Below are 20,396 nucleotides of genomic sequence, written 5' to 3'. Positions count from 1 at the left end.
ATCAGGCTTCGGGTTCGATCGGCTCGACCAATAGCGTCCCGCCATCGACATGAGCGACCCGCAAGCGGGTGCCGCTGATCGTATCAGGCCCACGCACCGGCCATTCGCCGTCGCCAAGCCGTGCGCGACCCTCTCCGCCAATGATCGGGGTGGTGACGGTCACGATCTGTCCGCGCAGCCGCCGGGCGGGTTTGTTGAGGCTCGGCGCATCGCTTTCGACCGGAAAGTCCCGATACCATCGGCGTCCGATGAAGACGCAGACCACGCTCCAGACCGCGAAATCGGCCAGTTGCAGCCCGATCGGCAAGTCCGGCAGCGCCCAGGTGGTCAGTGCGGTCACGCCGGCGGCCACGGCGAGAAAGATCAGGAATACGCCCGGCACCAGCAACTCGGCGATGCCGAGCGCCAATGCCCCCGCCAGCCAGAGTGCGGCGGGGTCGAGGTCTCCGATCGTCATGACGGGGACTGGTCGAACGGCCCCGGCTTGGTGGTGACCCGCGGGGTCGCGGCCTCGGACGTGTTGCTCCCCAGCGCCTCCTTGGCCAGCTCACCAATACCGCCCAGCGTACCGATCAGCTGGGTTGCTTCGACCGGGAACAGGATCGTCTTGGCGTTGGGGCTGGTGGCGAACTTGCCGACGGCCTCGACATATTTTTGCGCGATGAAATAGTTGATCGCCTGGGTCCCGCCCGACTCGATCGCCTCGGAGACGACACGCGTCGCCTTGGCCTCCGCCTCGGCTGCGCGTTCGCGGGCTTCGGAGTCGCGATAGGCCGACTCGCGGCGACCTTCGGCTTCCAGGATACGGGCCTGCTTCTGCCCTTCGGCACGCAGGATTTCGGAGGCGCGCGAGCCTTCCGCCTCCAGGATATTGGCGCGCTTCTCGCGCTCCGCCTTCATCTGGCGGGCCATGGCGTTGACGATATCGACCGGCGGGCGGATGTCCTTGATCTCGACACGGGTGATCTTCACTCCCCAGGGCGTCGTGGCATGGTCGACGACATTCAGCAGTCGCGCGTTGATTTCGTCACGTTTGGACAGGGTTTCGTCGAGATCCATCGAACCCATGACGGTGCGCAAATTGGTCGTCACCAGGTTCAGCAATGCGACGTAGAGATCCGACACCTCATAGGCGGCCTTGGGCGCGTCCAGCACCTGAAAGAAGACGACCCCGTCGGTCGAGATCATCGCATTGTCTTTCGTGATGATCTCCTGCCCCGGAATGTCGATCACCTGTTCCATCATGTTCACCTTGCGGCCGACACGATAGAAAAAGGCGGGATAGAAGTTGAAACCGGGGATCGCCGTGCCGGTATAGCGGCCGAAATGCTCGATCGTGTATTGATAGCCCTGCCGGACGATCTTGATCGACATCATCAGATACATCAGCACCAGCAGGACGGCGAGCGCGGCGATAATCAGGCCCATGGACGGCTTCCCCCATAATCGGTCCTCCGGTGTTCTAGCATGGCGATGCACCAAGGGCCTAGCGGGAACGGCTTGCTTTGGTTACATGGCCCGCCACTTGTTCCCTCCGCAGGATTTGGCAGCCCCATGGATATCCGCCTCGGCCTCACCTTCGACGACGTGCTCCTCATACCCCAGGAGTCCGACGTTCTGCCGAGCACCGCAGACACGCGGACGCAACTGACCCGCACGATCGCGCTGAACATCCCCGTCCTGTCGGCGGCGATGGATACCGTGACCGAGGCCGACATGGCGATCGTCATGGCACAGCTGGGCGGCATGGGCGTTCTTCACCGCAACCTGACCGTCGAGCAGCAGGTCGCCGCCGTCCGCCAGGTCAAGCGCTTCGAGAGCGGCATGGTCGTCAACCCGATCACCATCTCGCCGACCGCGACGCTGGCCGAGGCGCAGGCGCTGATGGCGCGGCACCGGATCAGCGGCATCCCGGTGGTGGAGTTCGACGGGCGCCTGGTCGGCATCCTGACCAACCGCGACGTGCGTTTCGCCGAGAATCCGCAGCAGCCCGTCTCCGAGCTGATGACGCATGAGGATCTGGCGACCGTGAAGGTCGGCGTCGGCCAGGACGAGGCGCGCCGCCTGCTCCATGCCCGCCGGATCGAAAAGCTGCTGGTCGTCGACGACAGCTATCGCTGCGTCGGACTCATCACGGTCAAGGACATCGAAAAGGCCGTCACCTATCCGTCGGCCACCAAGGATGGCTCGGGCCGCCTGCGTGTCGCGGCGGCGTCGACGGTTGGCGAAAAGGGTTTCGAGCGCACCCGTGCCCTGATCGAGGCGGAGGTGGACTGCGTCATCATCGATACCGCGCACGGCCATAACCGCGACGTCGCGCGAGCGGTCGAGGTCGCCAAGAAGCTGTCCGACACGGTGCAGGTGATAGCCGGTAACGTCGCGACCGCCGCCGCTACCCGTGCGCTGATCGATGCGGGCGCGGATGCGGTGAAGGTCGGCATCGGGCCGGGTTCGATCTGCACCACCCGTGTCGTCGCGGGCGTCGGCGTGCCGCAGCTGACCGCCGTCATGGACTGTGCCGAGGAAGGCTGGAAGGCCGGTGTGCCGGTCATCGCCGATGGCGGCCTGCGCACCTCGGGCGATCTCGCCAAGGCGCTGGCGGCGGGCGCGGGCGCCTGCATGGTCGGCTCGCTGCTGGCGGGCACCGAGGAAGCGCCGGGCGAAACTTTCCTGTATCAGGGCCGCGCCTATAAGTCCTATCGCGGCATGGGATCGGTCGGAGCGATGGGCCGGGGTTCGGCCGACCGCTATTTCCAGGGCGATATCAAGGACCAGATGAAGCTGGTGCCGGAGGGCATCGAGGGTCAGGTCGCCTATAAGGGGCCGGCGCGCGACGTCATCCACCAGCTGGTCGGCGGCATCAAGGCGGCGATGGGCTATACCGGCTCGGCGACGCTCAAGGATCTGCGCGAGCGCGCGCAGTTCGTCCAGATCACGGGTGCGGGCCTGAAGGAAAGCCACGTCCATGACGTGACCATCACGCGGGAAGCTCCCAATTACCCGACTCGCTAAGCTGACGGAGCGCTTCGCATGACCCCCGGCGCCCGTACCCAGGCGGCGATCGAACTGCTGGACGAGATCGTCGCCGCGGCCGCCAGTGGCGGTGCGGCGGCGGACACGCTGATCGCCCGCTATTTTGCGACGCGCCGTTATGCCGGGTCCAAGGACCGGCGGGCGGTGCGTGAGCTGGTCTATGCCGCCATCAGGCACGCCGGGCCGGTGCCGGTATCCGGGCGTGCGGCCATGCTGGCGGTGGCGGACCGGGATCCGGCGATTGCGGCGACGTTCGACGGGACGGGCCATGGGCCTGCGACGATTGCACCCGATGAACCGCGTGCCGAGGGCGGGGTTGCTCCTGCCTGGTTGGTCGAGGCCCTGACCGCCTCCGGACTGGGCGCGGCGCAGCAGGCTGCCCTGGTCAATCGCGCCCCGCTCGACCTGCGGGTCAACGGCCTGGCGACGACGCGAGACGCGGTGTTGGAGCAATGGCCCGACGCCGCGGCGACTCCGCACGCGCCGATGGGCATCCGCCTGCCCAATGGAACGCCGGTCGAACAGTCTGACCTGTACCGCGCCGGGCTGGTCGAGGTGCAGGACGAAGGCAGCCAGCTGGTCGGCGAGGCCCTGGCCGCGAAGCCGGGTGAGTGGCTGGTCGACCTTTGCGCCGGGGCAGGGGGCAAGACCCTTCAGCTGGCGGCGGCAATGAACAATCAGGGCGCGCTGCTCGCCTGCGATATCGACCGGGCAAGGTTGCAGCGACTGGCCCCCAGAGCCGAACGCGCCGGGGCGACGATTATCGAGAGTCGCCTGCTCAATCCCGGCCGGGAGGCCGAGATGCTTGCGGACTGGGCGTCCAGGGCCGACGGCGTGCTGATCGATGCCCCCTGTTCCGGGACGGGGACCTGGCGGCGCAATCCCGAGGCGCGCTGGCGCCTGACCCCGGAGCGGCTGGCTCGATTGGGTGCGATGCAGACCCAGGTGCTGGACATCGGCGCTGGCTTGGTCAAGCCGGGCGGACGGCTGGTCTATATCGTCTGTTCGCTGCTCGATACCGAGGGGAGCGGCCAGGTGGCCGCCTTCCTGTCGCGCCATCCCGGCTGGTCGGCCGAGCCGATCGAATCGGGGATCGGGACGCCGCATGGCCCGGGCCGGCGACTCGATCCGGCAACCCATGGCACGGACGGCTTTTTTGTCGCCTGCCTCCGGGCACCATGCTAGCATTCGGCCCAGTGCCACGTCCGGAGTTCCTCATGCGTTTGTCGTCCCTGGCTGCCGCCGCCGCATTGGCGGTGGTTTCGCTTTCCACCTCGCTCAGTGGCCAGCGCCCGGACAGCCAGATCGATGCCCGCTCGATGCAATTGCTCGAACAGGCGCGCGGGTTGAAGGCGGCGGGCAATCTGGAGGGCGCGACCGACATGCTCGAGACGGCCGTGACGGTCGATCCGCGCAATCGGGCGGCGTTTATCCTGCTCGCCGAAGTGGCGGATGCGCGCGGCCTGCCGGGCAAGGCGATTCGCCTGTATCGCGAAGCCTTGTTGCTCGACCCGAACGACACGCGCGCGCTGCGCGGGCAGGGCGAGGCGCTGGTTCAGCGCGGTGCGGTGGCGCGCGCCAAGGACAATCTCGCCAAGATCAAGACGCTCTGCAAGAGCGACTGCGCCGACGCGACCGCGCTCGCCGCGCAAATCGCCAAGGGGCCGCCCGCGACGGTGACGACGGCGCAGGTCGACAGCAAGACGCCGCCGACGCCGTAAACATCCTCCCCGCTACGGGGTGGTGGCAGGCCGCAGGCCTGACGAAGAGTGCGGCACGGCCCCCTCCACCGTGTTTCGCATGATCCCCCTCCCCGTGCCGGGGAGGGCATGTTCACCCCAAAGCGCGCGCCAGGGCGACGAACTCGTCCACCGACAACGTTTCGGCCCGACGGGCGGGATCGAGGCCGATCGATTCCATCGCCTCCACCGCACCGGCAACCGGCTTCAAACTCTGGCGCAGCATCTTGCGACGCTGGCCGAAGGCGGCGGCCGTCAGGCGTTCCAGCGTGCGGAAGCTGACACCTTCGGGCGCAGGCTTGGGCGTGATGTGGACGACGGCCGACATGACTTTGGGCGGCGGTGTGAAGGCCGAGCGGTGAACCGGCATCGCGATCCGGGATTCGCTCCGCCACTGGGTCAGCACGGCCAGACGGCCATAGGCGGACTGGTCGGGCGCGGCGACGATCCGCTCCGCCACTTCCTTCTGGAACATCAGCGTGCAGGACTGCCACCAGGGCAGCCACGCGCCCGACAGCCAACCGACGAGCAGCGGCGTGCCGACATTATAGGGCAGGTTGGAGACGATATGCGGCTTGCTCTCGAACAGCTTGGGCGCGTTGATGCGCAGGGCATCGCCCTCGATCACCTTGAGCCTATCGGGAAAGGCCTCGGCCAGTTCGGCAAGCGCCGGAATGCAGCGACGGTCGCGTTCGATCGCGGTGACCTTGGCCCCCGCCATCAACAGCGCGCGGGTCAGGCCGCCGGGGCCGGGACCGATCTCCAGCACCTGGCGGTCGGTCAGATCACCGGGGATCGCGGCGATCCGGGCCAGCAGCTGGCCATCGAACAGGAAATTCTGACCCAGCGACTTGGCGGCGGACAGGCCATGGCGCGCAATGACATCGCGCAACGGGGGAAGCGGCGTGACGGGATCCATGTCAGGCGGCCGCTTCCGCACGACGCCGCGCGGCGTCACCGGCCATCGCAATCGCCGCGATCATCGCACCGGGATGCGCGGCATCCTGTCCCGCCAGCCCGAAGGCGGTGCCGTGATCGGGCGAGGTGCGCACGATCGGCAGGCCGAGCGTGATGTTGACGCCTTCGTCGAAATGCAGCGTCTTGATCGGCACCAGCGCCTGATCGTGATAACAGCAGAGCGCGGCGTCGTAGCGGGCACGCGCACGCGGATGGAACAGCGTATCCGCCGCGAATGGCCCGCTCGCGTCGATGCCTTCGGCGCGAAGCTGCGCAATGGCGGGTTCGATGAAGTCGATTTCCTCACGCCCGATCGCGCCGCTTTCACCCGCATGGGGGTTCAGTCCGGCAAAGACGAGCCGCGGTTCGCGGATTCCGAAATTCTTGCACAGCCCGCGCGCTGTGGCGCGACCCTTGGCGACGATCAGCTCGACCGACAACAGGCTCGACACCGCCGCCAGCGGAACATGGGTGGTGATCGGCACGACCCGCAAGGACGGGCCTGCCAGCATCATCACCGCATTCTCGCCCGCCACGCCGCAGCGTTCGGCCACGAACTCGGTCTGGCCGGGATGGGTGAAGCCGATATCGTAAAGCTGCGCCTTGCTGACCGGCCCGGTCACGAGCGCGCTGGCCGCGTCCGAGCGTACCAGCCCGACGGCCAGCTCCAATGCGTGGAGGGCGCACCGCGCGCCTTCGACATCGGGCTGGCCGGGGCGAATCTCGCCCGCATCGTCGACCGACAGGATCGGCAGCGCCTCTTCGAAGGCGGCAACCGCAGACGCCATGTCCGAGACACGGACGGTCGGGCCGTTCCAGACCCGCGCGATGGCACGCGAATCACCCACCGCGAGGAAGGGCGGCAGCCCCGCCTCCCGGCGCGCGGCCCAGGCCTTGGCGATGATCTCCGGCCCGATCCCGGCCGGGTCGCCCATAGAGATCGCGAGCGGCCGGATCATCTTAGCGATATTCGATCACCGCGTCGCGACGAAGGTCGCGCATCTTCTGGTTCGCGCGCAGGTTCACCCGCTGCTGCTCGACCTGATTCTGGATCTGGTCGTTGGTCGGCAGGTTGCCCGAACGCGGCTCCTCGCGGCCGCACAGGACCAGCGAGCGGACGCCCTGTTCCGGCGACCCGAAGGGCGGCGTCGCCTCACCGACCTGCAGCTTCAACAGGATTTCCTGGAGCGGGGCGGGCAACTGGCGGATCGTCACCTGATCGTTATCGACCACCTCGGCCTTCAGCGCGGTCGCGACACGCTGCACGTCGCCGCAGCCGCGGATCGCCTGCGTCGCCTTGGCGAACTCGGCCGCGCGGGCGCTGGCCTGCGCCTGGGTGGTGCCCGCCGGGAACTTGACCGTCAGCTGCTTGAGCGACAGGCGCGAATCGCGCGGGTCGGCGGTCAGGACCTGGCGCTTGTCGGTCAGGTACAGGATCGAGAAGCCGCCCGGGATCTGGATCGGCCCGGCAACCTGGCCGACCTGCATCTGCCCCACGGCGGCCTGAAGCTCGGGCGGCAGCTGCGCCGCGCGGACCCAGCCCAGATCGCCGTTCACCGCCCGGGTCGATGCCTCGGAGAAGCTGCGCGCGAAATATTCGAAAGGCTGCTGGCCCTTCTGGATTTCGCCGATGATCTGGCGGGCATTGTTGAACACCTGCTGCCCGGTCGCCTCGTTGGCGGAGAGGAAGATCTCCTTGAGATTATATTCCTCGGTGCCCTTGGCCGCTTCCAGGCGGGTGCGGATCGCGTTCACCTCCTCGTCGCCCACATTGACGAACGGCTCGACCCGTTTGCGCAGATAGCGGCTCCAGGCCAGCTCGCCCTCGATCTGGCGGCGCATCGATTTCTCGGACGAGCCGACCTGCCGCAGGAAGGTGTTCATTTCGGCTGGCGTCTTGCCGAACTGCTTGGAGAAACGGGCATAGGCCTGGTTGATCTCGTCGGCGGTGACGGTGACCTCGGCGGTCTTGGCCTCCTGGATCTGCAACGTCTCGTCGATCAACTGACGCAGGATCTGCATGCGCAGACGGTCACGATCCTCGGCCGACAGGTTGGTCACGTTGTTCAGCGCCATGGCCAGTGCCATGCGCTGGTCGATGTCGGTCTGGGTCAGCACCGTGTCGTTGACGATCGCGGTCGGCTTGCGGACATTGGGGTCCAGCTTGCCGAAAAGCTGCAGGTTCGAGGGGATGTTTAGCCCGCCGGTGTCCGGTACGGCCTGATCCGGAACGGTCTGCGCCAGCGCGCCGGTCGCCAGTGCGACCAGCATCAGCGTTGCGCCCGCGCGGATGCCGCGGCCCTTGGTACGAATGTCGTGCTTCACCGTGTCTGTGATCCTCATCGCGCCTGATGGGGCGCGTAACCGTCGCGATATGGGTCGACCATGCTGAATACCGGCTTAGCGGCCGAGATTGGTGAAGGCCAGAGTCAACAGAAAGCTGTTGCCCGCCCGCGCGTCACCCGTCTGCACATAGTCGCGCCGCCAGGTGAAGCCGAGCCGCAGGCAGTCATCCTCATATTGTACGCCAATCCGGTGCCGAATCGGATCGAACCCGTTCGACAGCGACAGCGCATCCTCCGACCGGTCGGTCAGGTCGATGACCGTGGAGCCAAAAGCCGACCAGAAACGGGCGAACTGCACCCGGCCCGCCAGCCGGACTTCCTCGCGATCCTGCAAATCCTCGATCGAGGTGAAGATGTTCCGCTTCAGCCGCAGATAACCGACCTGCCCGTAGGTGGTGCGTGATCCGACCGTCGCGTCGATCTCGTTCCGGCGCACCGCGAAGCTGTCCTTGTCGAGCCGGAAACGGTGGGTCAGCGAGACGAAGTCCCGGAAGCGCATTTCCGTCCGCCCGACGATATCCGACCACCGGTCCGACAGGCCGGTGCCCGGATAGAGGATCGTCGGCCGGTCGTTCAGGCGGAAGCTCTGCCCGACGAGCGTGTCGAAGGTGAAGCCCGGCAGGGTCAGCGCCCATTGCGCGCCGTAGGTGATGCGCGTCGAATCCTCGAACCGGTCGTAACCGGGGAAGCGGTTCAGCGCGAAGAGGTTGGAATCCTCCAGATCGACCGAGCGGGCGTCCTCGTTGGGGATCTCGATATTCTTGATCTTGGGGCTGGCGACGATCTGGACACGCGGGGTGAAGCGCTGGCTGCCGCCCCAGAGTTCGCCGACAAACGGCCATTTGACGTCCACCGCCAGCGCGCCGATGCCGCGCCCCTGGAACCCGGCCAGCCCCTGATAGACCAGGGGCGTGGAGGCGATGTTGTTGGCATTATAGGCGTCGGCCCGGCCATAGGCGGTGAAGGTCACTTCCTGACCCCAGTTGGTCAGGCGGCGAAGGTCCCAGCGCATGCTGGCAAAGGCGCGCTGCGTATCCTGACCCGCCGTCCGGCTGATGGCCAGGGTGTTGAGCTGCACCTCGAACTTGCCGCCGAGCAGCCCGTCGTCGAACCGGCGACGATAGTCCAGCTCGGGCAGCGCGATAGGCTGCTGACCCTGCGGATCGTTGACCCGAAGCGTTTCGACATACCATCCGGTCAGCGAGAAATAGCTGTTGGCGTCGATATGCTCCAGGCTGGCGGTGGTGCGCAGCCGGTCGTCGCGGGAAATGTCATAGCGACGCAGAAAGGTGCGATCGGTGGTGATCCGCATCGAGCCCGACAGGCTCCATTCCGGCGAGAACTGGTAGCGGCCGACCGCATCCAGATAGCCACGGAACGCCTGGCTGGTATCGGTGGGGTTCAGCGTGTTCAGGTCGTCGCTGCGACGGCTGGCCGTGCCATAGCCGGTGATACGGAACGCACCCTTGGTGGTCAGCGCCTCATATTGCGCTTCCAGCATCGGCAGCACCGCGGTGAAGACGTGCGGTGTGACGGTCAGGCCCTTGTTGGGGGCGAGGCGCCAGTAATAGGGCACCGCGATCTCGACCCCGTTCACCCGGTCCAGCCGGATGTCGGGTGTCAGGAACCCGCTGTCGCCGCCCGAGCCGACGGGGGCGGACAGGCGCGGCAGCGGAATGGTCGGCAGGCCGAACAGGTTGAGCTTGGCCCCGTTGAAATAGACACGCTCGCGATCGGGGCGATAGGTGACGCGGATGGCGGTGATCTTCCAGGACGGCTCCTTGGGGCAGCCCTCCGACGTCTCGACCGCGCACGGCGTATAGGCGGCGCGTTCCAGATTGACCGTGCCGTCCTGCTGGCGGGTGCCGCGAACGGCGGCCAAGCGGCCACCCTGTTCGAGGACGACCAGCATATTGTCGACCACGCCGTCCTTCAGCGAATCGGTCAGCTCGATCTGGTCGCCATAAGCGATATCGCCCTGCGGATTGGTGACGGCGATATTGCCGGTCGCCAGCACCTTTCCGGTCTTGCGGTTCCACGTCACCTTGTCGGCGCGCAGCCGCTCGCCCTCGCGAAGCATCCGGACTTCGCCGGTCGCCGTCACGATATCGGCGTTGATATCATATTCCAGCTGGTCGGCGCTGAAGCGGACCTGATCGGGATTGGCCGGGGCCGGGCCTTCGCTGGGCGGCGGCGAGACGGGGCGATCCTGAAGATCCTGCGCGACGGCAGGCATGGCCACACACAGGGCGAAGGGCAGGGCGCTGCCGGTCAGAAGCGTCATTCTGCGCACGATGATAGCTGTTCCGTCCTTGCCGACACGATGATGAAGCCTCCCCCGGCAGGGCGACGCCTTGAAAGGCCTGCCTATCGCATCACCGGCGGCTTGCTGCAATCGCGCGCTTGCCACGACGGTCCAAGAGCCTAGATGATAGCAACTGTTACCAGTTCAGCAGAGGGTTTCCATGCAGATCGCCTTTACCTCCACCGTCGAAGCCGGTGACGTGCTCGTCCTTCCCTTTCCGAAGGATGCGGTCGATACCGGCCGGATCGAAGGGGAGGGTGCGGCCGCGCTCGCCAAGGCGGCCGTCGACGCCGCGCGCTTCAAGGGAGAGGCCGGTTCGATCGTCGAGCTGTTCGCCACCATCGGTGGCGCAGCCCGCCGTGTCCTGCTGCTCGGTGTGGGCGAAGGCAAGGAAGCCGATTGGCGCAAGGCTGGCGGCGCGGTGACCGCCAGGTTGTTGACCAATGCCTCCTCGGTCTCGGTCGATCTGAATGGGCTTCCGACCAAGCCTGCCGCCGATGCGGTGGCGAGCTTTGCCGGTGCCGCTGTACAGCGCGGCTGGCGGCATGACGTGTACCGCACCAAGCTGCCCGAAACCTCGAAGCCGATGCTGACCCGTATCGCCATCGTCGGCGCGGGTGACGAGGCCGAGGCGGCCTATGCGCGTATCCACGCGGTCAATGGCGGGCTGGAGCTGACCCGCACGCTGGTGTCCGAGCCGCCGAACAAGCTCTACCCGGAAAGCTTTGTCGAGCGCGTCCTGAACGATGTCGAGGGGCTGGGCCTGGAAGTCACCGTACTGGACGAGGCGCAGATGCGCGACTTGGGCATGGGCGCGCTGCTGGGCGTCAGCCAGGGTTCGGTGCGCGAAGGGCGGCTGCTGGTCCTGAAGTGGAATGGCGGCGCGGCCGATGCCGAAACGCTGGCGCTGGTCGGCAAGGGCGTGACCTTCGACACCGGCGGCATCTCGATCAAGCCCGCCGCGGGCATGGAAGACATGAAGTGGGACATGGGCGGCGCTGGCGCGGTTGCGGGTGCGATGAAGGCGATCGCGGCGCGCAAGGCGAAGGCCAATGTCGTCGGCGTCATGGGCCTGGTCGAGAACATGCCCGACGGCAATGCGCAGCGGCCTGGTGACGTCGTCACGTCCATGTCGGGCCAGACGATCGAGGTCATCAATACCGACGCGGAAGGCCGCCTGGTCCTGTGCGATGCACTGACCTGGGTCCAGAAGACGCATTCGCCCTCGACCATCGTCGACCTCGCCACCCTGACCGGCGCGATGATCATCAGCCTCGGCAGCGAGCATGGCGGCCTGTTCGCCAATGACGACACGCTGGCCGAATCGCTGCTGGCGGCGGGCACCGCGACCGGCGAGAAGCTGTGGCGCTTCCCCCTGGCCGATGCGTATGACAAGCTGATCGACAGCCAGATTGCGGACATGAAGAATGTCGGCCCGCGCGGCGCGGGTTCGATCACCGCGGCTCAGTTCCTAAAGCGCTACATCAACGAGGGCGTCGCCTGGGCGCATCTGGATATCGCGGGCATGGTCTGGTCCGACAAGCCGGGCGTCAACCACGACAAGGGCGCGACCGGTTACGGCGTTCGCCTGCTCGACCAGTTCGTCGCGGACCGGTTCGAGGCGTAAGGCAGATAAGGGGCGGCGCGATGCAGGTCGATTTCTATCATCTGACGATCGCGCCGCTCGACCGTCTGCTTCCCGTCATCGCCGAGCGCGTGACGGCAGGGGGCGGACGGTTGCTGATCGTCAGCGGTGACGCGGACCAGCGCGCCGCACTCGACCGGCAGCTCTGGATGATACCGGCGGACGGCTTCCTTCCTCACGCCCAGGCGGGCGAGGGCGACGATGCCGCCCAGCCGGTGCTGATCGCGGGCGAAGTCCAGCCGACGAACGGCGCACGTCATATCGCGTTGGCGGATGGCGTATGGCGTGACGAAGCGCTGAGTTTCGACCGGGCATTTCACTTCTTCGACGGCGACCGTATCGGCGAGGCTCGTGCCGCGTGGCGGGCGCTGGCCGACCGCGAAGGGGTTGAGCGGCGCTACTGGAAGCAGAACGACCAGGGCCGCTGGGAACAGGCGGCCTGAATCCTCCCCGGTACGGGGAGGGGGACCAGCAAAGCTGGTGGAGGGGGTTAGCCGTTAAGGATGTTCTGTACGGAAGCCCCCCTCCGTCAGACCTTCGGTCTGCCACCTCCCCGTGCCGGGGAGGATCGGATCACCATCAGACATTGCAATACTGGCCGCCCCCGACTAGGGCGGCGCCACTTCCAGCCAACTCATTTATTCAGGAGCTGCGTGACCATCATGGCCGCGAACCGTACCTTTTCGATCATCAAGCCCGACGCGACCCGCCGCAACCTGACCGGCGCCGTCACCAAGATGCTGGAGGAAGCCGGCCTGCGCGTCGTCGCCTCGAAGCGCATCCAGATGACCCGCGAGCAGGCCGAGGGCTTCTACGCGGTCCACAAGGAGCGCCCCTTCTTCAACGATCTGGTCGAGTTCATGATCTCGGGTCCGGTCGTCGTGCAGGTGCTCGAGGGTGAGAACGCGATGCAGCGCAACCGCGACATCATGGGCGCGACCAACCCGGCGAACGCCGAACCGGGCACGATCCGCAAGGAACTGGCCGAGTCGATCGAAGCCAACACCGTCCACGGTTCGGACTCGGACGAGAATGCCGCGATCGAGATCGCGTACTTCTTCAAGCCGGAAGAAATCGTCGGCTGATGGAATGGCGGCTGCGACGGGCAGGGCCGGGCGATGCGCCTGCGCTGTCGCTCGTCGCGGCCGCCACCTTCCTCGAGACGTTTGCCGGGACCATCGCCGGTCCCGACATGGTGCGCCACTGCACCCTCAACAGCTCGCCCGCCAAGTTCGACGCCTGGATCGCCGATCCGGCCTGCGTGGCGACACTGGCAGAGCATCCCGACGGCGCGGCGCCGGTCGGCTATACGTTGCTCACCCCGCCCGATCTGCCGGTCGAGACCGATGCGCGGGATATCGAGCTTCGCCGTATCTACACCCTGTCCCTGACGAACAGCTCCGGCCTGGGCCACAGGCTGATGGCCCGGGCGATTGACGATGCGCGCGCTTTGGGCCGCCGCCGTATGCTGCTCGGGGTACTTGGCATCAACGAGCGCGCCCGTGCGTTTTATGAGCGCGAAGGCTTCGCCCTTGCAGGGACGCGGCAATTCCGGGTCGGCGACACCGTCTTCGACGACGTCGTCTATGCGCGGGATATCTGAAAGCCGACGGGCTTTGCATTCCCCCCCCTTAAAGGGGGGGGATTGGGATGCTTCTATCCGCGCCGTGCTGTCCAGGCGGCGTCGAGTTTGGCGGTGGTGCCGTTCCGGTCACGCAGCCGCAATCCCTCCAGTCGCAGCGTCCGGCCGCGCAGCAGGCGGCCATGGGTGCTCCAGATGATGTCGTAGAGCCCGGTGACGGTCCGTGCGGTATCGCCATCCCAATAGCGGACGGTGATCAGCGCTGGCAGCCGTCCCTCGCGCGTATCCGCCTTGCCGTCCGTCAGTGCGAGCAACGGTCCGGCGATCGGCTCGGCCTCGATGGCGGGATCACCGACCGGGGCCTGACGGCCGATACCCGACGCCTTGGGAAAGTCGATCGCGACATCCTGAAGATCGTGATTCGGATCGCGCAGCAGCAGGCGGCGTCCGTCCCCCTCGACCGTGGCGGTCAGGTCGAGCCGGGCGCGTTCCTGCCGCTGGGCAGTGGCGGAGGCCGCCTTGTCCTCGGCGTCGCTGCGCCGCTGCGACCAGTTGAGGTACAGCGTCAGCGCGGCCACCATCAGCCCGGCAACCGCCACGAACTCGGCCAGCGTCAACAGGCGCCGCCGCGACTTGGCGCGCTCGGCGGCCTCTTCGCTCGCCGGTCCGCTCATCGCCCGCCCGCCTCCAGCAACTCGGTCGGCGCGACCAGTTCCCAGCTGCGCGCGATCCGGTCCTCGACCAGCGTCCAGTCGCTATCGGTGTCGAGCGTCACCTCGGTCCAATGCGGTTCCTGTCCTTCATCCGCGATGCAAAGATGGATGGCCGACGACGTGCGGCTCACCCGGAGGAAGGGCGCACCCTCGACCAGAAAGCGGGTTTCGCCATCGCCAGCCTGTTCGGTCGTGCCGGGCAGCAGCAGGGCGATGTCGCGGATGCGGGACGGGAAATCGGTCATCGACGCACGAACTCCGTGAGTATTTGCGGGTACAATCGATGCTCCTCAACGAGCACGCGCGCCGCAAGTGCCGCTGCGTCGTCGCCGGGCAGGATCGGAACCTCCGCCTGGCCGAGCACTTCGCCGTCATCCAGCGCCTCGGTCACGACATGCACCGAGCAGCCCGCCTTGGCATCGCCCGCCGCAATGGCGCGCTCATGCGTGTCGAGGCCCTTGTAGAGCGGCAGCAGCGAGGGATGGATGTTGAGGATGCGTCCCTGCCAGCGCGATACGAAATCGCCCGACAGCAGCCGCATATAGCCTGCCAGTGCGATAACCTCGACATCCGCATCGCGCAGCGCCTGGTCGATCGCGGCTTCGTAGGCGGGCTTGCCGATCCCCTTGGGCGACAGGGCGAAGGTGGCGATCCCCTGGTCCTGCGCCCAGGCCAGCCCGGCTGCCTCCGGCTTGTCGGAGGCGACCAGGGCAACGGCATAGGCGGCGTCCGCCATTTTGGACGCCGCCACCAGCGACTGCATGTTGGAGCCGCGGCCGGAAATCAGGATGCCGACCTTGACCAGCCCATCCTTAACCCGCCCGTCAGCCGACATGGGTCGCGGTCCAGTCCGCCTTGGCGCTCCAGGTCCCGGCCGAACCCTTGACGGTGCAGCCTCGCTCACCCGCTTCGACCCGGCCGATGGTGACGACCGTCTCGCCTTCGGCGCGCAGCGTTTCGGCCAGTGCTTCGGCTTGGTCGGCCGCGACGATCACCGCCATGCCGACCCCGCAGTTGAAGGTGCGCGCCATTTCCTCCGGCTCGATGCCGCCCTGCGCCTGGAGGAAAGCCATCAGGCGCGGCTGCTCCCAGCCATCCGCATCGACCACGGCATGGGCACCCTTGGGCAGCACGCGCGGGATGTTTTCGAGCAGGCCGCCGCCGGTGATATGGGCGAGGCCTTTGATCGTACCCGCCTTGATCGAGGGGAGCAGCGAGCGGACATAGATTCGAGTCGGAGCCATCAGCGCCTCGACCAGCAGCACGTCCTGATCGAACAGCGCCGGGCGATCGAGCTTCCAGCCCTTGTCGGCGGCCAGGCGACGGACCAGCGAAAAGCCGTTGGAATGGACGCCGGAGGAGGCAAGGCCCAGGATCACGTCGCCGTCACCGATGGTCGCGCCGGTCAGCACCTGGTCGCGCTCGACCGCGCCGACACAGAAGCCCGCAAGGTCGTAATCGCCCGGCGCATACATGCCCGGCATCTCGGCCGTCTCACCACCGATCAGCGCGCATCCGGCGATTCGGCACCCTTCGGCGATCGAGGCGATCACACGTTCCGGCACATCGCCTTCCAGCTTGGCGGTGGCGTAATAATCGAGGAAAAACAGCGGCTCGGCGCCCTGCACTACGAGGTCGTTGGCGCACATGGCGACCAGGTCGATGCCCACGCCGTCATGGCGGTCATGCTCGATCGCGAGCTTTAGCTTGGTGCCGACGCCGTCATTGGCCGCGACCAGCAGCGGATCGGTGAAACCGGCGGCCTTCAAGTCGAAGAAACCGCCAAAGCCGCCCAGGTCGGCATCCGCGCCCGGCCGCCGCGTCGCCTTGGCGAGCGGGCCGATCGCGCGGACCAGCGCGTTACCGGCGGCGATCGAAACGCCAGCATCGGCATAGGTGTAGGACGCGCCCTTTTCGGAGGGCGAAGGGCTGGTGGACGGCGTGCTGTTGTCGGTCATGTTTGCCCGTTAGCTATATCGCGCTTGGATTTCCACGCCTGCTTCGCCAAAAGGCCGCGATGCGTTTGCGATTGCCCTCCATCATGGCCGGTCTGGCCGCCCTTGCCGGGCTTGGCATAGGGGGCGGCGCGGTCCTCGCCCAGATCGAGGGACAGACGCGCGGCGTCGCGCCGGTCGACAATGGCGGCTCCTATGAGGTCACCGGCGTCGCGGTCGACGTATCGGGCAAGACGCCCGAAGCCGCGCGGCTCGGCGGCTGGCGGATCGCGCAGCGGAAAGCCTGGGCGATATTGGCCCAGCGCCTGGGCCGCGGCGGCACCGCGGCGTCGGACGGTCTGCTCGATTCGCTGGTCAGCGGCATCGTGGTCGAGAATGAACAGATCGGCCCGACCCGCTATGTCGCCAAGCTGGGCGTGTTGTTCGACCGTGTTCGCGCTGCATCGGTGCTGGGCGTGTCGGCCTATGCCGATCGCTCGCCGCCGATGCTGGTCATGCCGCTGCAAGTTTCGGGCGGCGTGTCTCAGATGTTCGAGGCGCGCACGCCCTGGCAACAGGCATGGGCTCGGTTCCGGACCGGGAACAGCACGATCGACTATATACGCCCATCGGGCACCGGCGCCGAGCCGCTGCTGATGAATGCCGGGCAGGTCGGGCGGCGTTCGCGTGGCTGGTGGCGGTTGATCCTGGACCAATATGGCGCGTCGGATATCCTGATCCCCGTCGTGCATCTCTATCGCCAATGGCCCGGTGGCCCGGTGATCGGCGTGTTCGAGGCGCGGCATGGGCCGGACAACACCCTTCTTGGCACGATCACCTTGCGTGTCGGCAGCGCCGACGGGTTGTCGCAGCTGCTGGATACCGGCGTCGCGCGCCTCGATGGGCTGTATCAGAGGGCGCTGGCCAGCGGTTCGCTAAACCCCGATACGACGCTCGCCCCGCCGCCTAGGTCGCAGGCCGTGGTCATCGACGATGCGACGCCGGGCGAGGAACCGATTGCCGGGCTGGATGCGACCATCGCCTCGTCGGGAGCGGGAATCGCCGTAACGCTGCAATATGATGCGCCGACCGCCAGCGCGGTCGCCAATGCCGAAAGCCTCGTCCGGGGCATCCCGGGCGTGGTGCGCGCCGGTACGACCAGCCTGGCATTGGGTGGCGTGTCGATCATGGCCGTCACCTATGACGGCGACCCCGATCAGCTTCGCCGTGCGCTTGAACAGCGTGGTCTTCAGGTGTCCGGATCGGGCACCACCCTTCGCATTCGGCGCGCTCCACAAGTGCCCGCGCCGGTGCCTCCAGCGGATACTGTGATTACCGGATGAACCAGATGGCGCTGCCGCTGCAATGGCCGGCGGACCCCCGATCCGATGCGTTCCTGCTGACCGATTCCAACCGAATGGCGGCACGGATGCTGGAACAATGGGAAGCGTGGCCGACCATGGCCGCGATCCTCACCGGCCCGCGCAAGTCGGGCCGGTCGCTGCTGGCGCGCATCTTCGCGGCCAAGAGCGGGGGCACGATCATCGACGATGCCGAGCGCGTTCCCGAGGTGCAGATCTTCCACGCCTGGAACCGGGCACAGGCCGATCGGCTGCCACTGCTGATCGTCGCCGATTCGCCGCCGCCGCGCTGGCAGGTGAAGCTGCCCGACCTTCGCTCGCGCCTGGCGAACAGCAGCCTGGCCGAGATCGGCGCGCCCGACGACGAACTGGTCGCCGGGCTGTTCGAGCATCTGTTCGAGCGGCGGGGCCTGGATGCGCGGCCCGATCTGATCGAGTGGCTGACGCTTCGGATCGAGCGTAGTCACCTTTCTGTCATCCGCGCGGTGGATATGCTCGACCAGGGGGCGATGGAACGGCGCGCGCGCTTGTCCATTCCCCTTGCACGCTCCACTCTGATCGCGGCCGGTCTGATCGCCGAGCCGTAAGCCCTAAGCGAGACACGATGACCCGTCCTGCCCATATCGCGCAAATGTCAGAACCCGACGACGATCATTTCGCGACGGAGCCGAATGGGCGGTACTTCAACCGCGAACTTTCATGGCTGGCCTTCAACCGCCGCGTGCTGGAGGAGGCCTGCAACACGGCGCACCCGCTGCTTGAGCGGTTGCGCTTTCTGTCGATCTCGGGATCGAATCTCGACGAGTTCTTCATGGTCCGGGTGGCGGGCCTCAAGGGACAGCAAGCGCAGGATGTCGAGCAGCGGTCGGTCGACGGCCTGACGCCGGGCCAGCAGCTGAGCGGCATCGTTGCCGAGGCGGACCGCCTGATGGCGAGCCAGCAGGAGGTCTGGGGCGACCTGCGCAATTTGCTGGACGAGGCAGGCATCTTCGTTCTCCGGCGCGATGCGATCGACCCGGAGGCCAGCACCTGGCTGGAGACGCATGTCCGCGAGCAGATCTTTCCGATCCTGACCCCGCAGGCGCTCGACCCGGCGCATCCCTTTCCGTTCATCCCGAACAAGGGCCTGTCGATGATCTTCGACCTGACCCGCGTGTCGGACAAGGCACCGATTCGCGAGCTGGTGATGATCCCGCCGACCATGCCGCGTTTCGTTCGCCTGCCGGGTGAGGGCGCGCGCTATGTCTCGATCGAGACGATCCTGCGTCGTTTCTCGGGGCTGTTGTTTCCGGGGTATGTGGTCAATGGCGCCGCGACCTTCCGCGTGCTGCGCGACAGCGATATCGAGATCGAGGAAGAGGCGGAGGATCTGGTCCGCTATTTCGCCAACGCCATCAAGCGGCGGCGGCGCGGGCGGGTGATCCGGCTGGAGCTGGAGACGGGCATGCCCGACGAGCTGGCCGATGTGCTGCGCGGCGAGTTGGGTGGCGTGGATGCGATCATCACCGAGAGCGGCAATATGCTGGGGATCGGCGATCTCGACACGCTGGTCGACTCGGATCGCCCCGACCTGAAATTTCCGCCTTATGCACCCCGATTTCCCGAGCGGATCCGGGAATTTGCGGGCGACTGCTTTGCCGCGATCAAGGCCAAGGACATCGTCGTCCACCATCCCTATGAAACGTTCGAGGTGGTGATCGCCTTCCTGAAGCAGGCGGCGGCGGACCCGGATGTCGTGGCAATCAAGCAGACGCTCTACCGTGCGGGCAAGCAATCGGCGATCATCAACGCGCTGATCGCGGCGGCCGAGGCGGGCAAGTCGGTGACGGCGATCGTCGAACTGAAGGCGCGCTTCGACGAAGAGCAGAACCTGTATTGGGCCTCCGCCTTGGAGAGGGCGGGCGTGCAGGTCGTCTATGGCTTCATCGACTGGAAGACGCATGCCAAGGTGTCGATGGTCGTGCGGCGCGAGGGCAGCGATTTTCGCACCTACTGCCATTTCGGCACGGGCAATTACCATCCGATCACCGCGCGTATCTATACCGATCTGAGCTTCTTCACCGCCGATCCGCTGCTGGGCCGCGATGCGGCGCAGATGTTCAACTACATCACGGGCTATGTCGAACCCGTGGCCATGAACCGGGTGAGCCTCTCGCCGCGCGACCTGCGCCATAACCTGATGGCGCTGATCGACGCCGAGATCGCGCATGCCCGTGCGGGACGGACCGGCAGCCTGTGGGCGAAGGTCAATTCGCTGGTCGATCCGCAGGTGATCGAGAAGCTGTACGAGGCGAGCGGCGCGGGGGTCGAGATCGACCTGATCGTACGCGGCATCTGCTGCCTGCGCCCTGGCGTGCCGGGCATGTCGGAGAATATCCGGGTCAAGTCGGTCATCGGCCGCTTCCTGGAACATAGCCGCATCTGGGCGTTCGGCGACGGCAAGGCTCTGCCCCATGACGCGGCGAAGGTCTTCATTTCCTCGGCCGACTGGATGCCGCGCAACTTCGACCGGCGTGTCGAATATATGCTGCCGATCCTGAACCCGACCGTCCACGACCAGATCCTGGACCAGGTGATGGTCGCCAATCTGCTCGACAATGAACAGAGTTGGGAACTGGAGCCGGACGGCAGCTATGTCCGCGACCAGCCCGGCGATCGCCCCTTCAACCTGCATCGGTATTTCATGACCAATCCCTCGCTTTCCGGGCGCGGCGCCGCGCTCGACACCAGCAAGGCCGTGCCGACCCTGTCGCTCCGGCGGCAGCGTTGACGAGCGACCGCT

At 66.7% G+C, this 20,396-nt stretch carries 20 protein-coding genes; 10 read left to right on the top strand and 10 right to left on the bottom strand.

Translation table 11 applies throughout. The features are described from left to right. Window position 1 precedes the first annotated feature (1 nt). A complete protein-coding gene (locus tag BSZ14_RS09540) occupies window positions 2-457 on the bottom strand; it encodes an NfeD family protein (protein WP_076710729.1) in 456 nt (151 codons plus the stop codon). Beyond that, window positions 454-1,428: an SPFH domain-containing protein gene (locus BSZ14_RS09535; protein WP_042482372.1), complete on the bottom strand. Its 975-nt coding sequence runs from the start codon at window positions 1,426-1,428 to the stop codon at window positions 454-456. Before BSZ14_RS09535 ends, BSZ14_RS09540 begins: the two co-directional genes overlap by 4 nt. Before the next feature lie 126 nt (window positions 1,429-1,554). On the opposite strand from BSZ14_RS09535, the gene guaB reads away from it, so the two are divergent. The 3 genes from guaB to BSZ14_RS09520 are packed head-to-tail and all read left to right on the top strand — an operon-like array spanning window position 1,555 to window position 4,754. Then, window positions 1,555-3,012, top strand: coding sequence for an IMP dehydrogenase (gene guaB, locus BSZ14_RS09530; RefSeq protein WP_076710728.1), 1,458 nt, complete (start codon window positions 1,555-1,557; stop codon window positions 3,010-3,012). A gap of 18 nt (window positions 3,013-3,030) precedes the next feature. Beyond that, window positions 3,031-4,218: an RsmB/NOP family class I SAM-dependent RNA methyltransferase gene (locus BSZ14_RS09525; protein WP_076710727.1), complete on the top strand. Its 1,188-nt coding sequence runs from the start codon at window positions 3,031-3,033 to the stop codon at window positions 4,216-4,218. Window positions 4,219-4,250: 32 nt separating this feature from the next. Further along, window positions 4,251-4,754 (top strand): tetratricopeptide repeat protein, encoded by a 504-nt coding sequence (locus BSZ14_RS09520; RefSeq protein WP_174435488.1) that lies wholly within the window; start codon window positions 4,251-4,253, stop codon window positions 4,752-4,754. Between the two features lie 112 nt (window positions 4,755-4,866). Here BSZ14_RS09520 and rsmA read toward each other — a convergent pair whose 3' ends face one another. From rsmA to BSZ14_RS09500, 4 genes are read right to left on the bottom strand one after another with little or no spacing between them, the layout of a single operon-like run. Further along, entirely contained in the window at window positions 4,867-5,691 is an 825-nt protein-coding gene (rsmA, locus tag BSZ14_RS09515) for a 16S rRNA (adenine(1518)-N(6)/adenine(1519)-N(6))-dimethyltransferase RsmA (RefSeq protein ID WP_076710739.1), read from the bottom strand. Between the two features lies 1 nt (window position 5,692). Next, complete coding sequence (pdxA, locus tag BSZ14_RS09510; protein WP_076710726.1) at window positions 5,693-6,688, bottom strand: 4-hydroxythreonine-4-phosphate dehydrogenase PdxA; 996 nt, start codon at window positions 6,686-6,688, stop codon at window positions 5,693-5,695. A gap of 1 nt (window position 6,689) precedes the next feature. Then, on the bottom strand, window positions 6,690-8,072 hold the full coding sequence (locus BSZ14_RS09505) for a peptidylprolyl isomerase (RefSeq protein WP_198930489.1): 1,383 nt from the start codon (window positions 8,070-8,072) through the stop codon (window positions 6,690-6,692). A 57-nt stretch (window positions 8,073-8,129) separates the two neighbouring features. Beyond that, a complete protein-coding gene (locus BSZ14_RS09500) occupies window positions 8,130-10,358 on the bottom strand; it encodes an LPS-assembly protein LptD (protein ID WP_198930488.1) in 2,229 nt (742 codons plus the stop codon). A 181-nt stretch (window positions 10,359-10,539) separates the two neighbouring features. Here BSZ14_RS09500 and BSZ14_RS09495 point away from each other — a divergent pair, with 181 nt between their 5' ends. The 4 genes from BSZ14_RS09495 to BSZ14_RS09480 all read left to right on the top strand — a co-directional run bounded on the left by BSZ14_RS09495 (window position 10,540) and on the right by BSZ14_RS09480 (window position 13,627). After that, the gene (locus BSZ14_RS09495) at window positions 10,540-12,006 is read left to right on the top strand and encodes a leucyl aminopeptidase (protein ID WP_042482359.1); all 1,467 of its coding nucleotides are present in this window, start codon (window positions 10,540-10,542) and stop codon (window positions 12,004-12,006) included. 20 nt (window positions 12,007-12,026) lie between these two features. Further along, window positions 12,027-12,467: a DNA polymerase III subunit chi gene (locus tag BSZ14_RS09490; protein ID WP_076710724.1), complete on the top strand. Its 441-nt coding sequence runs from the start codon at window positions 12,027-12,029 to the stop codon at window positions 12,465-12,467. Window positions 12,468-12,686: 219 nt separating this feature from the next. After that, complete coding sequence (gene ndk / locus BSZ14_RS09485) at window positions 12,687-13,109, top strand: nucleoside-diphosphate kinase (protein WP_042482585.1); 423 nt, start codon at window positions 12,687-12,689, stop codon at window positions 13,107-13,109. Next, a complete protein-coding gene (locus BSZ14_RS09480; RefSeq protein ID WP_076710723.1) occupies window positions 13,109-13,627 on the top strand; it encodes a GNAT family N-acetyltransferase in 519 nt (172 codons plus the stop codon). Before ndk ends, BSZ14_RS09480 begins: the two co-directional genes overlap by 1 nt. Before the next feature lie 53 nt (window positions 13,628-13,680). Here the strand turns inward: BSZ14_RS09480 and BSZ14_RS09475 are convergent, their stop codons facing one another. Genes BSZ14_RS09475 through purM form a run of 4 tightly spaced genes read right to left on the bottom strand, consistent with a single transcriptional unit; the run spans window position 13,681 to window position 16,277 of the window. Beyond that, on the bottom strand, window positions 13,681-14,280 hold the full coding sequence (locus tag BSZ14_RS09475; RefSeq protein ID WP_076710722.1) for a hypothetical protein: 600 nt from the start codon (window positions 14,278-14,280) through the stop codon (window positions 13,681-13,683). Continuing rightward, window positions 14,277-14,564, bottom strand: coding sequence for a hypothetical protein (locus BSZ14_RS09470; RefSeq protein ID WP_076710721.1), 288 nt, complete (start codon window positions 14,562-14,564; stop codon window positions 14,277-14,279). The genes BSZ14_RS09475 and BSZ14_RS09470 overlap by 4 nt, the downstream gene beginning before the upstream one ends. Beyond that, window positions 14,561-15,154: a phosphoribosylglycinamide formyltransferase gene (purN, locus tag BSZ14_RS09465; RefSeq protein WP_076710720.1), complete on the bottom strand. Its 594-nt coding sequence runs from the start codon at window positions 15,152-15,154 to the stop codon at window positions 14,561-14,563. The genes BSZ14_RS09470 and purN overlap by 4 nt, the downstream gene beginning before the upstream one ends. Next, window positions 15,144-16,277 carry a phosphoribosylformylglycinamidine cyclo-ligase gene (gene purM, locus BSZ14_RS09460; protein WP_076710719.1) on the bottom strand — a complete coding sequence of 378 codons (1,134 nt, stop codon included), beginning with the start codon at window positions 16,275-16,277 and terminating at the stop codon, window positions 15,144-15,146. Before purM ends, purN begins: the two co-directional genes overlap by 11 nt. A 59-nt stretch (window positions 16,278-16,336) precedes the next feature. On the opposite strand from purM, the gene BSZ14_RS09455 reads away from it, so the two are divergent. The 3 genes from BSZ14_RS09455 to BSZ14_RS09445 are packed head-to-tail and all read left to right on the top strand — an operon-like array spanning window position 16,337 to window position 20,384. Continuing rightward, on the top strand, window positions 16,337-17,596 hold the full coding sequence (locus BSZ14_RS09455) for a hypothetical protein (protein WP_076710718.1): 1,260 nt from the start codon (window positions 16,337-16,339) through the stop codon (window positions 17,594-17,596). Next, window positions 17,593-18,201, top strand: coding sequence for an HdaA/DnaA family protein (locus BSZ14_RS09450; protein WP_042482335.1), 609 nt, complete (start codon window positions 17,593-17,595; stop codon window positions 18,199-18,201). The genes BSZ14_RS09455 and BSZ14_RS09450 overlap by 4 nt, the downstream gene beginning before the upstream one ends. Before the next feature lie 17 nt (window positions 18,202-18,218). Next, window positions 18,219-20,384, top strand: a complete 2,166-nt coding sequence (locus BSZ14_RS09445) for an RNA degradosome polyphosphate kinase (RefSeq protein ID WP_042482332.1) — start codon at window positions 18,219-18,221, stop codon at window positions 20,382-20,384. Window positions 20,385-20,396 lie beyond the last annotated feature (12 nt).

It is taken from the genome of Sphingomonas sp. Sph1(2015) (assembly GCF_001970915.1).
In the GTDB taxonomy this organism is placed as follows: Bacteria; Pseudomonadota; Alphaproteobacteria; order Sphingomonadales; family Sphingomonadaceae; genus Sphingomonas; species Sphingomonas parapaucimobilis.
This window is presented reverse-complemented; position numbering and strand designations above follow the sequence as displayed.

Excerpts from the sequence above, each read along its gene's own strand:
- BSZ14_RS09540 (WP_076710729.1), bottom strand. The coding sequence starts at position 457 with ATGACGATCGGAGACCTCGACCCCGCCGCACTCTGGCTGGCGGGGGCA.
- BSZ14_RS09535 (WP_042482372.1), bottom strand. The coding sequence starts at position 1,428 with ATGGGCCTGATTATCGCCGCGCTCGCCGTCCTGCTGGTGCTGATGTAT.
- guaB (WP_076710728.1), top strand. The coding sequence starts at position 1,555 with ATGGATATCCGCCTCGGCCTCACCTTCGACGACGTGCTCCTCATACCC.
- BSZ14_RS09525 (WP_076710727.1), top strand. The coding sequence starts at position 3,031 with ATGACCCCCGGCGCCCGTACCCAGGCGGCGATCGAACTGCTGGACGAG.
- BSZ14_RS09520 (WP_174435488.1), top strand. The coding sequence starts at position 4,251 with ATGCGTTTGTCGTCCCTGGCTGCCGCCGCCGCATTGGCGGTGGTTTCG.
- rsmA (WP_076710739.1), bottom strand. The coding sequence starts at position 5,691 with ATGGATCCCGTCACGCCGCTTCCCCCGTTGCGCGATGTCATTGCGCGC.
- pdxA (WP_076710726.1), bottom strand. The coding sequence starts at position 6,688 with ATGATCCGGCCGCTCGCGATCTCTATGGGCGACCCGGCCGGGATCGGG.
- BSZ14_RS09505 (WP_198930489.1), bottom strand. The coding sequence starts at position 8,072 with ATGAGGATCACAGACACGGTGAAGCACGACATTCGTACCAAGGGCCGC.
- BSZ14_RS09500 (WP_198930488.1), bottom strand. The coding sequence starts at position 10,358 with ATGACGCTTCTGACCGGCAGCGCCCTGCCCTTCGCCCTGTGTGTGGCC.
- BSZ14_RS09495 (WP_042482359.1), top strand. The coding sequence starts at position 10,540 with ATGCAGATCGCCTTTACCTCCACCGTCGAAGCCGGTGACGTGCTCGTC.
- BSZ14_RS09490 (WP_076710724.1), top strand. The coding sequence starts at position 12,027 with ATGCAGGTCGATTTCTATCATCTGACGATCGCGCCGCTCGACCGTCTG.
- ndk (WP_042482585.1), top strand. The coding sequence starts at position 12,687 with ATGGCCGCGAACCGTACCTTTTCGATCATCAAGCCCGACGCGACCCGC.
- BSZ14_RS09480 (WP_076710723.1), top strand. The coding sequence starts at position 13,109 with ATGGAATGGCGGCTGCGACGGGCAGGGCCGGGCGATGCGCCTGCGCTG.
- BSZ14_RS09475 (WP_076710722.1), bottom strand. The coding sequence starts at position 14,280 with ATGAGCGGACCGGCGAGCGAAGAGGCCGCCGAGCGCGCCAAGTCGCGG.
- BSZ14_RS09470 (WP_076710721.1), bottom strand. The coding sequence starts at position 14,564 with ATGACCGATTTCCCGTCCCGCATCCGCGACATCGCCCTGCTGCTGCCC.
- purN (WP_076710720.1), bottom strand. The coding sequence starts at position 15,154 with ATGTCGGCTGACGGGCGGGTTAAGGATGGGCTGGTCAAGGTCGGCATC.
- purM (WP_076710719.1), bottom strand. The coding sequence starts at position 16,277 with ATGACCGACAACAGCACGCCGTCCACCAGCCCTTCGCCCTCCGAAAAG.
- BSZ14_RS09455 (WP_076710718.1), top strand. The coding sequence starts at position 16,337 with ATGCGTTTGCGATTGCCCTCCATCATGGCCGGTCTGGCCGCCCTTGCC.
- BSZ14_RS09450 (WP_042482335.1), top strand. The coding sequence starts at position 17,593 with ATGAACCAGATGGCGCTGCCGCTGCAATGGCCGGCGGACCCCCGATCC.
- BSZ14_RS09445 (WP_042482332.1), top strand. The coding sequence starts at position 18,219 with ATGACCCGTCCTGCCCATATCGCGCAAATGTCAGAACCCGACGACGAT.